Source organism: Pseudomonas sp. Irchel 3F6 (assembly GCF_900187595.1).
In the GTDB taxonomy this organism is placed as follows: Bacteria; Pseudomonadota; Gammaproteobacteria; order Pseudomonadales; family Pseudomonadaceae; genus Aquipseudomonas; species Aquipseudomonas siliginis.
In genome coordinates this window covers 541239-554020 of record NZ_FYDP01000003.1, presented here as the reverse complement: position 1 = coordinate 554020, position 12782 = coordinate 541239, and the positions used below count along the sequence as shown (strand labels likewise).

The 12782-nt window shown below is 58.5% G+C and carries 9 protein-coding genes; 2 read left to right on the top strand and 7 right to left on the bottom strand.

Going from position 1 to position 12782, the window contains the following annotated elements:
- Positions 1 to 81: 81 nt before the first annotated feature.
- Positions 82 to 711 (bottom strand): bifunctional 2-polyprenyl-6-hydroxyphenol methylase/3-demethylubiquinol 3-O-methyltransferase UbiG, encoded by a 630-nt coding sequence (locus CKW30_RS14100; protein WP_056787053.1) that lies wholly within the window; start codon positions 709 to 711, stop codon positions 82 to 84.
- A gap of 105 nt (positions 712 to 816) precedes the next feature.
- The gene (locus CKW30_RS14095) at positions 817 to 1173 is read right to left on the bottom strand and encodes a DUF6124 family protein (protein ID WP_041477463.1); all 357 of its coding nucleotides are present in this window, start codon (positions 1171 to 1173) and stop codon (positions 817 to 819) included.
- A 457-nt stretch (positions 1174 to 1630) separates the two neighbouring features.
- On the opposite strand from CKW30_RS14095, the gene CKW30_RS14090 reads away from it, so the two are divergent.
- The gene (locus tag CKW30_RS14090) at positions 1631 to 4534 is read left to right on the top strand and encodes an RHS repeat domain-containing protein (protein WP_095181115.1); all 2904 of its coding nucleotides are present in this window, start codon (positions 1631 to 1633) and stop codon (positions 4532 to 4534) included.
- A gap of 109 nt (positions 4535 to 4643) precedes the next feature.
- Positions 4644 to 7451 (top strand): RHS repeat domain-containing protein, encoded by a 2808-nt coding sequence (locus CKW30_RS14085; protein ID WP_095181114.1) that lies wholly within the window; start codon positions 4644 to 4646, stop codon positions 7449 to 7451.
- Between the two features lie 77 nt (positions 7452 to 7528).
- Here the strand turns inward: CKW30_RS14085 and CKW30_RS14080 are convergent, their stop codons facing one another.
- The 5 genes from CKW30_RS14080 to CKW30_RS14060 form a co-directional block, all read right to left on the bottom strand.
- On the bottom strand, positions 7529 to 8173 hold the full coding sequence (locus tag CKW30_RS14080; protein WP_016772208.1) for a methionine ABC transporter permease: 645 nt from the start codon (positions 8171 to 8173) through the stop codon (positions 7529 to 7531).
- Complete coding sequence (locus CKW30_RS14075; RefSeq protein ID WP_095181113.1) at positions 8163 to 9284, bottom strand: methionine ABC transporter ATP-binding protein; 1122 nt, start codon at positions 9282 to 9284, stop codon at positions 8163 to 8165. Before CKW30_RS14075 ends, CKW30_RS14080 begins: the two co-directional genes overlap by 11 nt.
- A gap of 2 nt (positions 9285 to 9286) precedes the next feature.
- Entirely contained in the window at positions 9287 to 10096 is an 810-nt protein-coding gene (locus tag CKW30_RS14070) for a MetQ/NlpA family ABC transporter substrate-binding protein (protein ID WP_095181112.1), read from the bottom strand.
- Between the two features lie 126 nt (positions 10097 to 10222).
- The gene (locus tag CKW30_RS14065) at positions 10223 to 11581 is read right to left on the bottom strand and encodes an LLM class flavin-dependent oxidoreductase (protein ID WP_095181111.1); all 1359 of its coding nucleotides are present in this window, start codon (positions 11579 to 11581) and stop codon (positions 10223 to 10225) included.
- Positions 11581 to 12774 carry an SfnB family sulfur acquisition oxidoreductase gene (locus CKW30_RS14060; protein ID WP_095181110.1) on the bottom strand — a complete coding sequence of 398 codons (1194 nt, stop codon included), beginning with the start codon at positions 12772 to 12774 and terminating at the stop codon, positions 11581 to 11583. Before CKW30_RS14060 ends, CKW30_RS14065 begins: the two co-directional genes overlap by 1 nt.
- Positions 12775 to 12782 lie beyond the last annotated feature (8 nt).

Below are 12782 nucleotides of genomic sequence, written 5' to 3'. Positions count from 1 at the left end.
AAAAGATCGCAGCCTTCGGCAGCGCCTACAGGGAAATGCATTCCAACGTAGGAGCTGCCGAAGGCTGCGATCTTTTGATCTTCAATCAACTCGACGCCACACGCTCGCCAGCCACGGCTGCTGTTCGCGCGGCAAGCCCGCAGGCCGGTAATAATGCTCCAGCTCGACAAACCCCGCCGCCGTCAGCAACCCGCGCCAGGCCTCGAGATCGTGATACGAGCCGTAGCGCGGCCCGTTCCAGCCCTCTTGGTTGTCGCCACGCGGATTGGAACTGAACAGCACTCCACCCGGTTTCAAGGTGCCGTGCAGTTGCCGTAGCACTTGCGGCAACACCTGCAGCGGCACATGAAACAGCACGGCGTTGGCGAAAATGCCGTCGAAGCGCTCGGCCGGCAGATCAAGCTTGAGAAAGTCCTGCTGCCAGACTTCGCAACCGCTGTCTTCGCGGGCCATGCGCGCGAACTCCTGCGAGCCATCGAGGCCGATCGCGACGTGGCCCATGCGCGTGAAGGTTTGCAAATCCCGCCCCGGCCCGCAGCCGAAATCGAGAATCGTGAAAGGTGCTTCACCGTGAATGTGACGCAGCAAGGCCTCGATATTCTGGCTGACATCGTGGTCGCGAGTGCCTTCACGGAAATCCTCGGCCACCGAGTTGTAGTGACCAAGGGTGGTGGCGGTGATCTGTTCGAGGTCGCTGGGCGTTTGCTTCATGATCGATGCTGTATTGGCGGCGTGAGGGCGGACTATAAGCCTTTTCACCGGCAAAAAAACGCCGCCTGCGCTGGGGCCAGTGCAGGCGGCAATGGGTGCCAGGCTTCAGTGCTGCTTCGCTCCCAGACAATCGATCGAGCGGTCCATCATCGCCTTGGCCATTTCCAGCAGATGCCAGACCGAGAACACCATGGCCCGATCCGCGCCCCCGAGCTGGTCACCGCATTGATGGACGGTCACCGAAGCGCAGCGCAGCAGATCGGCAACATACAGTTGGGCGTCCTCCAGCGTCACATCTTCGCTGATGCTGTAAACGCGTTTCTGTCCCGCCAACGTGACCTGATTGCCGGCCAGATGCGAGTCGACGGCGCGGCACAGTGCAGAGCGATCCTTGAGCAAATCCTCGGTGAACCGCTTGCTTGAGGTAAGGCTGAGTGGCGGATCGGCAAGATTTTTTTCCATGGGTAAACTCCTGACTTCAAGTGGGAGCCAACCATTTCGCGACTAAACGAGCAGGACGGCGGCTGCACGCGGATCAGTCGCCGGCCGGACAACTGAATCCAGTCACCGCAAAACAGTGACGACCGGAGATTAGCTACAGGATATTTCGGGTACAAGCGGGCAAAATATTCTAGGAATCGTCCTGCAAACCCCCGTGGTTCGGGCTGGCGAAACGACAAAAGTGGTGTAGGAAGCATCTGATTTTTGCGAAGGGCGTTGCCTAAGATATCGCGATCACAAGGGCCTGATTGATGGCCACCTGCCGCCATCGACCTTAGCGCTTATTCAGTCCTCGCGCCAGCCTGTCTGAATGACCGCATGGGTGCGCAAACCTGAATGCAACTGGTAGTTCTTACAGTATCGGGATGGAGAAAACTGGTTCAGTCTCAGCGTATAGACATCAGGGACTCGCGTAGCCGTGAATACCCGCCATGACACCACCACTCCGACCTTGTCGGTCATTGACCCGCGCGCACTGGTGGTTCGCAGCGTTGCCTATTGCCGACACCCGGATAAAGCCGACATCGAATCGCGCATCACCCGGCAGATTTTTGATGAGGCGGGGCGTCAGGTAGCGTCGTGGGATCCGCGTTTGTACGGCGTTGCGCCCAAGCCGAATCTGGCCACACTCTACGCATTGAGCGGTCAAGACTTACTCGCAGACAGCGTCGACGCCGGTTGGCAGGTGCGGCTGTTGAATGAAGCGGGCTCGATGTGTTCTGGCTGGGATGCCCGGGGCAGTCAGAGTCACCGCCAATACGATGATCTGCTGCGACCGCTAGCCCTCACCGAGCAGGCGCACGACGGGCAGCCTCGCGTGGTCGAGCGCTGGACCTATGCAAAAGCCACCGATGATCACGCACAGCACAACCAGTGCGGTCGACCGATCCGCCACGACGACCCGGCCGGCAATCGGCATTTCGATGGCTACGGCCTCGCTGGCGCAGTGGTGGTGGAGTCGCGACGTTTTTTGATCGAGCTCGAGACGCCTGACTGGCCGCTCGAACCCGACCGGCGGGATGACTATCTCGAGGAAACAACCTACGTCACCCGGCAGACTTTCACTCCAACCGGCGAGTTGCAGCATCACACCGACGCGGTAGGCAACCTCAGAACGCAGCATTACAACATCGCCGGGCAAGCTTGCGCGACCTGGCTGTTGCAGGCCGGCGATGGCAGGCAGCCGAAGTGCCTGGTCAGCGCGATTCGCTACAACGCGCAGGGTCAGATCGAAAGCGAAACGGCCGGCAACGGCGTCATCGCCCGCGCCGAATACAGCCGCGATGACGGCCGGTTGCTGAGACTGCTCGCCAGTGTCGGCACGCATCCTCCGTTGCAGGATCTGAATTACGTCTACGATCCGGTGGGCAACATCATCAGCCTGGAAGACAAGACTCAAGCCGTGTCCTGGCTCAACAATCAGCGCATCGATCCGGTCAGTCGGTATCGCTACGACAGCCTTTATCAACTGGTCGAGGCCAGCGGCTGGGAAGTCAGCCAGCCCAGTCATGGCCCGGCCTTGCCGGAGCTGCTGCCAACGCCGCTGGATCCTAATCAACGGCGCAACTACACGCAGAAATTCGACTACGATGCAGCGGGCAACCTGATCACTCGCCACCACAGCGGTGCGCCGGGTTTTGCGATGTACACCTCCCATCGCAGCAACCGAAGCTTGATGCAGCGCGACGATGGTTCCTTGCCCGGGGAAGCGGAGATAGCGCAGGGATTTGATGCGGCGGGTAATCAGCTTGAGCTGCAGCGCGGACAGGCCATGACGTGGAACGTGCGCAATGAGCTGAGTCGCGTAGTGCTGGTTCAACGCGAGGCAGAGGTCGACGATTACGAATGCTTTAGTTATGACATTTCCGGACATCGTTCGCGCAAAGTGTTTATCCGACAGACTGCGGTTCGAATTCTGGATAGCGAGGTTCGCTATCTTCCCGGTCTCCAATTGCACCGACGTGCCGGAGGTGAAGAGTATCAAGTGATCGAAACCGGAGTCGGTCGAGCTTCGATAAAACTATTGCACTGGCCTTGCGCCAGAAACCCGGATCAACTGCGTTTCGGCTATGACGATCTCATTGGCTCCTCTACTGTGGAGCTGGATGATGAAGGCTGTGTTCTGACACTGGAGCAGTATTATCCCTTTGGAGGAACAGCCTGCTGGGCTGGCAGAAATGCGCAGGCGGCGACATACAAAACCGTCCGATATTCTGGCAAGGAGCGAGACGCTACGGGACTTTATTACTACGGCTACCGATATTACGCGCCTTGGCTACAGCGATGGATAAGTGCGGATCCGCAAGGGGACGGGTTGAATCTGTACGCAATGGTCGCAAACAATCCGACAAGCGCTGTCGATTCCGACGGTCTGAAGGGCAGCGATGCGCAGGATCGTTGGCGCAGAGCTTATGCGGGAATAGTGGCGTCAAGAGACGGTGTCTGGGTACGCACAGTGGCCCGGGGAATTGTGGCAGTCGATATTGTCGGCGGTAATGAATTGTTCAATCGGATGGGAATGAATTTGACTCGTCTGATCGTAGGCAATAGAAGCCTTGCCTACTTGTCGATTGATTCGACATTGCGAAGCAAAGTAGCGGGCGCCGAGACTGGTTTTCGTCTGAACACGGCGTCGGGAGAAGATATCAAGGCGCAAGCAGCTATCCCGAACGCGGGTGCCGTTGCCTATATCAACGGCGGTTTCTTCAATATGCGGAATCAGGCTAGCAGTAACGTTTCGCCGTTTGCGCCGATTGGCCCAAGCAAGATCGGCGGTAAAAGTCAGATTTACGCCCCGGTGCCTTCAGACTATCGAAAGCATTTCGTGACAGTTCGAATGAGAGATGGATCGAGGATTGAATCCGGGCCTGTGCTTTCGCAAGGTGGGGAAGCGGTCTTCCCGGAAAGCCATTTGGATCTCACCAAATTTCTCTTTGACCCGAAGAACAATCAGCCGGGCAAACTGGGTCATGCAGGTTCACCTAACATCCGCTCCGGCATCAGTTTGCCCGGCGGAACAGATAACGGGCAGCGTACGCGTTTGGCATGGGGCGGCAGTACCGGGCGCAGCGACACAGCGACTGGCTATACGATGCCCGAATGGTCCAGGGTAATGGCCAGGCTCGAGAGGATGAACGGTGCTGGTGGATGGTCGGTGAATCTTGATGGTGGTCATTCGGCGGGAATCGGCGTGGTTGGAGCACACGACGAATTGCTTTACAGAAGGCCTGAAGAAGGATCATCCGTCCGATCCATCGCCAACTTCATCGCTTATTACGAAAAGCCCCACAAACAGGGATTTTTCAAAAAATGGTTTTCCTGAATCCTGGCGGTTGAGTCATTAAAAGAGGTTGACCTGTTAGTTTTTACAGTAGCGGCTCGACCAGAATAAGCACAGTCTTGGTATCAAAGATGCCAAGGACTCACTCCAAATGGGCACTCGTCATGACACCACCACTCCGACCTTGTCGGTCATTGACCCGCGCGCACTGGTGGTTCGCAGCGTTGCCTATTGCCGACACCCGGATAAAGCCGACATCGAATCGCGCATCACCCGGCAGATTTTTGATGAGGCGGGGCGTCAGGTAGCGTCGTGGGATCCGCGTTTGTACGGCGTTGCGCCCAAGCCGAATCTGGCCACGATCTACGCGTTGAGCGGTCAAGACTTACTCACAGACAGCGTCGACGCCGGTTGGCAGGTGCGGCTGTTGAATGAAGCGGGCTCGATGTGTTCTGGCTGGGATGCGCGGGGCAGTCAGAGTCACCGCCAATACGATGATCTGCAGCGACCGCTAGCCCTCACCGAGCAGGCGCACGACGGGCAGCCTCGCGTGGTCGAGCGCTGGACCTATGCAAAAGCCACCGATGATCACGCACAGCACAACCAGTGCGGTCGACCAATCCGCCACGACGACCCGGCCGGCAATCGGCATTTCGATGGCTACGGCCTCGGCGGTGCAGTGGTGGTGGAGTCGCGACGCTTTTTGATCGAGCTCGAGACGCCTGACTGGCCGCTCGAACCCGACCGGCGGGATGACTATCTCGAGGAAACAACCTACGTCACCCGGCAGACTTTCACTCCAACCGGCGAGTTGCAGCATCACACCGACGCGGTTGGAAACCTCAGAACGCAGCATTACAACATCGCCGGGCAAGCTTGCGCGACCTGGCTGTTGCAGGCCGGCGAGGGCAGGCAGCCGAAGTGCCTGGTCAGCGCGATTCGCTACAACGCGCAGGGTCAGATCGAAAGCGAAACGGCCGGCAACGGCGTCATCGCCCGCGCCGAATACAGCCGCGATGACGGCCGGTTGCTGAGACTGCTCGCCAGTGTCGGCACGCATCCTCCGTTGCAGGATCTGAATTACGTCTACGATCCGGTGGGCAACATCATCAGCCTGGAAGACAAGACTCAAGCCGTGTCCTGGCTCAACAATCAGCGCATCGATCCGGTCAGTCGGTATCGCTACGACAGCCTTTATCAACTGGTCGAGGCCAGCGGCTGGGAAGTCAGCCAGCCCAGTCATGGCCCGGCCTTGCCGGAGCTGCTGCCAACGCCGCTCGATCCCAATCAACGGCGCAACTACACGCAGAAATTCGACTACGACGCAGCGGGCAACCTGATCACTCGCCACCACAGCGGTGCGCCGGGTTTTTCGATGTACACCTCCCATCGCAGCAACCGAAGCCTGGCGCAGCGCGACGATGGTTCCTTGCCCGGGGAAGCGGAGATAGCGCTGGGATTTGATGCGGCGGGTAATCAGTTGGAGTTGCAACGCGGTCAGGCTGTGTGCTGGAACGTACGCAATGAGTTAAGCCGGGTTGTGTTGCTGAAACGTCCGAATGAAAGCGATGACTGCGAGTGTTACGGCTACGACGAGCCGGGCCATCGGTTGCGTAAAACGACTGTCAGCCAAGCGTCCGGTCAGAAGCTGACGGTAGAACTTCGTTATCTGCCGGGGCTTGAGATTCATCGCGAAGTCGATGGTGTCGAGCGACATGTCTTCAGTGTCGACACCGGGCGCAATCAGGTACGACTGCTGCACTGGCCAAGCGGGGTGGAAAGCGACCAACTGCGTTACAGCCTCAATGATCATCTTGGTTCCAGCACGCTGGAATTGGATGATGGTGCGGGGATTTTGACTCAGGAGCACTATTACCCGTTTGGTGGCACGGCGTGCTGGGCGGGTAAGAATTCATTGGCGGTGAAAAACAAAACGATTCGTTACTCAGGCAAAGAGCGGGATGCGACCGGTCTTTACTATTATGGCTATCGTTATTACGCGCCGTGGTTACAGCGCTGGACAAGTCCCGATCCTGGCCGAGATATCGATGGAATCAATCTTTACGCAATGCTAGGAAATAGTCCGCTGATTTTCGTTGATGAACAGGGGACGGTCAGAGGTTTGAGTAGCGTTTTGAGCGGCGAAAGTGACGCGGAGCATGCGCGCAGGGCCCATTTCAAATTGCATTTGCTCCCCAGCATCATGGCTAGAAAGGACACGGATAAGAGTTCTGCCATTGGCAAAATTAAAAAGCTGGCGCGCATCCAGAGCGATGTGGCTGCGGATGAATTGCTGGAAGCCGCTGTTGATGTCATATCCAGGGCGAAACTGACTTTCAATATCAATCCGGAAAGCATCCCTGATCTAGAAGGTGATGGCCTCATGAATATGTGGCATCAGGGGGTTAAACCGGGTTTTGCAACGGAGATCCGGGATGGTTTCGAAATGGGCATGTTTGACTATGCTCATTCCCCTTCCAGAATAATAAAAGAGTATGGCTCGCTAGATCATCCGAAATTCAATGGGGATTTCAGGCCTGTTTATGGGGCTTTGAAACTCTCTTCCGGTCTGGCCAGCGCGGGTGGCGCTTCAGCCTATGGGGCTGCTGCCTTCCATCTGAAGGATGAGTCACGTAAATATATGACGTTGACCGGAGTCGACAGCTTTGATCTGAAGCCTTCAATCAATAATCTGGCTTCATTTGGAAATCTGTATCCAGTGTTTCACAAAATGCAATCCAAAACGTGGCAAGTATTGACAAGGATTATGTCGGGTGTCGAAACGGATCTGGCTTCGCCTGATGAGTATGTGGAGTGGCAATCTCATAACAGCGTGAAGTGGAAAGACATGACGAGTCTGATTTTTCAGACAAGAGAAAACATGGAAAACACGCTTGATCAGGGAAATACCCGGGCTTTTCTGAAAAAAAATTCGATTACTCCAGGTTATGTCGGGTGAACACTCACAGTAGCGCCACCAGTTCGCATCCGATGGTGGGCGCTGGCGTCCCAGCCATCGGAAGCAAAGAGTCTGCTTCACCGCTTGTTCAACCCCCGAGCCAACCGATCCCCACCCAACTGAATCACCGCCACCAGCGCCACCAGCAAGACGATCACCGTCAACATGATCTGGCTGTCGAAGCGCTGATAGCCGTAGCGGTAAGCTATATCCCCCAGCCCACCAGCACCAATTGCCCCAGCCATGGCCGACGAATTGATCATCGTCACCAGGGTGATGGTGAAACCGCCGACAATCCCCGGCAGCGCCTCGGGCAGCAGCACATGCCAGACGATATGCCAGCGCCGGCAACCCATGGCCTGCGCGGCTTCGATCAGACCATGATCGACCTCGCGCAGACTCACTTCGGCGATCCGTGCGAAGAAGGGCGTTGCGGCGATTGTCAGCGGTACCACAGCGGCCCACACGCCATAGGTGGTGCCGACGATCAGGCGGGTGAACGGAATCAGCGCAACCATCAGAATCAGGAACGGGATCGAGCGGAACAGGTTGACGAAGGCGCCCAGCGCACGGTTCAACAGCGGCGCCTCATAGATCCCGCCCTTGTCACTGGTGACCAGAATCACCGCCATGGGAATCCCCGCCAGCAGCGCGATCAGCGACGACACGCCGACCATCAGGAAAGTGTCGATAAAACCCTGCAGCAAGCGATCAAACCACATAGCCCAATACCTCCACTCGTTGCGCCCATTGCCCGGCGCGTTCGCGCAATTGCCCGGCGCTGAACGCCGAGCCGCTGACGGCCAGCAACAGCTGCCCCAGTGCGTGACCCTGAATCCTTTCCACGCCGCCCTGAAGCAGCTTCACTTGGCCACCCAACGCCGCAAACAACGCGGCCAGATCCGGCTCATCAGCGGCACTGCCGGTGAACTGCAAACGCAACACCACCGCTGCATTTGAAGCCGTTGACTGCGTCAGCAAACGGCTCTGCAATTCTTCCGGCAAGGCGTGTTGCAGCGGCGCGAGCAAGGTCTGGCTGACCTCGTGTTGCGGATTGCCGAACACTTGCCACACCGGCCCTTGCTCGACCGCATGGCCATGCTCAAGCACGACGACGCGATCGCAGATGTCGCGGATCACTGCCATTTCGTGAGTGATCAGCACAATGGTCAGGCCGAGGCGTTTGTTGATCTCGCGCAACAGGCCGAGGATCGACTGCGTGGTCTCCGGATCGAGTGCCGATGTCGCTTCATCGCAGAGCAGAATGTCCGGGTCATGCACCAGCGCGCGGGCGATGCCGACACGCTGCTTCTGCCCGCCGGAGAGTTGTGCCGGGTAGGCCTTGTGCTTGCTTTGCAGGCCGACCAGTTCGAGCAGTTCGCGCACCTTGTTGTCGCGCTGTTCCTTCGGCACGCCGGCGACTTTCAGTGGCAACTCGACGTTCTGCCAGACGGTCTTGGCCGACATCAGATTGAAGTGCTGGAAGATCATGCCGATACGCCGGCGCAGAGCGACGAGGCGGTCTTCATCGAACTCGCCGATATCGACCTGATCGATCAGCACCCGCCCCGACGTTGGCTGTTCCAGGCGATTGATCGTGCGGATCAGCGACGACTTGCCGGCGCCGCTGCGGCCGATGATGCCGAACACTTCACCACGCTGAATCGCCAGGTCGATGCCCTGCAAAGCCGCGACCGGACCTTGCCGGCCGTCGTAGGTTTTGCCCACGCCAATAAAGCGTACGTGGGCGCGATTCAACTCGGGGTGCAGCTCGGTTTTTTCAGCATTGTGTGGCTCTGGAAGCTCCAGTCGCCGTTGGATCGCTGCGGTCATGTTCAGCTTTCCCAGCCGGCCTGATAGAGCTTGCCGTGGGCCTTGTCCAGTGCCGCGCGAACGGCCGGCGAATGCTGATAGATGTCGACGAACTTGATCAGGCGCGGGTCGGTTTTGCTCTTCGGCTGGATGACGAACTGGATCACGTATTCCTTGTGATCGAGACCGTCGAACAGCAGCGCCGAGCCGGCATCGAAGGTCTTCGCCAGACGGATGTAGGCTGGATAACCCTGGACCAGATCAGCGTCGTCATACGCGCGCACCAGTTGCACGGCTTCGACCTGCAGGATCCTGATGTTCTTCGGATTGGCGACGATGTCGTCCTCGGTGGCTTTGTAGCCGACGCCCGGTTTCAGGGTGATCAACCCGGCCTTGGCGAGCAATTGCAAACCGCGTCCGCTGTTGATCGGGTCGTTGGCGATGGCGACGCTGGCGCCTTCGGGCAGTTCATCGAAACTTTTGTATTTCTTCGAATACAGACCGACGTTGTTAATGATCCCAGGAGCGAATGGCACCAGATCGAAACCGGACGCGGCTTTGGCGTTTTCCAGGAACGGAATGTGCTGGAAGTAATTCACATCGATGTCGCCAGCGGCGAGGCTGACGTTGGGCGCGATCCAGTCGGTGAATTCCACCAGTTCGACTTTCAGGCCTTGTTTGGAGGCTTCCTCGACGGCGGCTTCCAGCGGGATGGCAAAAGCGGCGGTGGTGCCGATTTTCAGCGGCGCATCCGCAGCGAATACCGCCGAGCTGAACAGGCCGAAGGCCAGAGCCAGTGCTTTGACTGGGTGGGACAGGGTTTTTTTGGTCATGATGAGTTTTCCAGTCAGTGCATAAGATTTGTGGTGCCTGTTGTGGCCTCATCGCTGGCAAGCCAGCTCCCACAGGTTTTGTGTGCGCCGCAGACCCTTGTGGGAGCTGGCTTGCCAGCGATGCTTTTAGCGTCGGTACGAAGAGCCGGCATGTTGCTCAGGCAACTGCGCCTCACCGTGAAACAACTTCTCGCGTAAGGTCCCGCCCTCATACGCAGTCTTGTACGAGCCGCGCCGCTGCAACTCGGGAATCACCAGTTCGATGAAATCGACATAGCTTTCCGGGGTGACGATGCGGGTCAGGTTGAAGCCGTCCAGACCGGTCTCGGCGATCCACGATTCGAGTTCATCCGCTACCTGCTCGGGCGAGCCGACCACGGTGATGTAACGACCACCGAGGGCGTGCTGGTCGAGCAATTTGCGCCGGGTCCAGTCGTTGTTCTGCAGGTTTTTTGTCGCCGACTGAATCGCGTTGCTCTTCACGTACTGGATCGGTTCGTCGATTTCGTACTGGGCAAAGTCGATGCCGGTGGAGGCGGAAAAATGCGCCACGCCGGCCTCGGCGCTGGCGTAGCTCAGGTACTCGGCATGCTTGGCCCACGCCGCTTCTTCGGTGGCGCCGACGATCACATTGAGGCCCATGAATACCTTGATGTCTTGAGGATTGCGCCCGGCTTCGACCGCGCTGGCACGGACGTTGTCGACCTGCACTTTGGTCGATGGTTTGTTCTGGCCGCTGATGAACACGCATTCGGCGTGACGCCCGGCGAAGAGCAAGCCGCGATCGGAGCTGCCGGCTTGGAACAATACCGGCGTGCGCTGCGGTGACGGCTCGCAGAGGTGATAACCCTCGACCTGATAGAACTCGCCCTTGTGCTCGACCTTGTGCACTTTTTCCGGATTGGCGTAGATGCGCTGCTCGCGGTCGTTGAGCACCGCGCCGTTTTCCCAGCTGCCTTCCCAGAGCTTGTACAAGACCTGCAGATATTCTTCGGCCTGGTCGTAGCGGCGGTCATGTTCGACCTGTTCGCGCAGGCCCATGGCTTTGGCGGCGCTGTCCAGGTAACCGGTGACGATGTTCCAGCCGACCCGGCCGCGACTCAGATGATCGAGCGTCGACATGCGTCGGGCGAACAGATACGGCGGCTCGTAAGTGAGATTGGCAGTCAGGCCAAAGCCGAGGTTTCTGGTGACGGCGGCCATCGCTGAAACCAGCAGCAGCGGATCGTTGACCGGCAACTGGATCGACTCTTTCAGCGTGACGTCCACCGAGTTCTGGTAGACGTCGTAGACGCCGACGATGTCAGCGATGAACAAGCCATCGAACAATCCACGCTCAAGCAACTGCGCCAGTTCGGTCCAGTATTCGATCGTGTTGTAGCGGGTCGAAGTGTCGCGCGGATGCGTCCACAGGCCGTGATTGATATGGCCGATGCAGTTCATGTTGAACGCGTTGAGCAGAATTTTCTTTTTCGCAGCGCTCATCAGATCGTCCCTCGCAGCGGAGGGTTTTCGTCGTTGAGGTAATAATTGCCAACTGCGTGATATTTCCAGCGCACTGGGTCATGCAGGGTATGCACTCGGGCGTTGCGCCAGTGCCGGTCGAGGCCGTGTTCACTCAGCGTCGCCTGGCTGCCGGCCAGTTCGAACAGGGTGCTGCCGGCGGCGAGGGAAATTTCCGTGCTGATCGCCCGCGCTTCGGCAACCGCGATCGATGCGGCGGCGACGGTTTCGGCGTTGGTTTCGGCTTGCGCGGCATCGAGGATTTCGCCGGCACGTTCGAGCAAGGCTTCGGTGGCGTGCAACCGAATGCTCAAGTGGCCGAAGCTCTTCAATGTGAGTGGATCTTCGGTGGCCTTGTCGTTGCCGGAATCGATCCACGGACGGGTCTTGCTGCGCACGAAATGCAAGGCATCTTCGAAAGCGGCGCGGGCGATGCCGGTGTCGATGGCGGCGTGGAGAATCTGCGCCAGCGGGCCGACCGTGGTCGGGCGCTCGAAAGCGCTCTGGAACGGCAGCACATCTTCGGCCGCTACATAGACATCTTCGAACACCACCGAGCCGCTGCCAGTGGTGCGCTGGCCGAAGCCGCTCCAGTCGTCGATCACCGTCAGGCCCTTGCTCTCGCGCGGGACGAAGGCCAGTTGCTGTACGCCGTTTTCATCGACCACCGACGTCGGAATGCGCTGCGCGTAAATCGCCCCGGTCGAGTAGAACTTGCGACCGTTGATGCGATAACCAGCGCCGTCGCGTTCGAGGCTGGTGACGCGGTCGTGAGCGGTTTTGGTGCCCAGTTCTGCCAGCGCATTGCCGAAGCGTTGACCGGCGAGGACCTCGGCGTACAGACGTTGTTTCTGTTCATCGCTGCCATTCACGCGCAGCACTTCCAGTGCGTAGAAATGGTTCTGCGGAATTTGCCCGAGTGAACCGTCGGCCTGCGCAATCAGGGCGATGACTTTGGCCAGGGTGACGTTGGATACGCCCGCGCCGCCGTAGTCTTTTGGCACGCTGATGCCCCACAGGCCGGAGCGGGAAAACACTTCGAGCTCGGCCAATGGCAGGCGGCGTTCGCGGTCGCGGATCGCGCTGTCGCGTTTGAAATCTTCGGCCAGGTCGCTGGCGACGATCAGGGCTTGCTCATCGCTGGTGATGAGCGCGACGTGATGGGAAAGCGTCATAGGGGGTT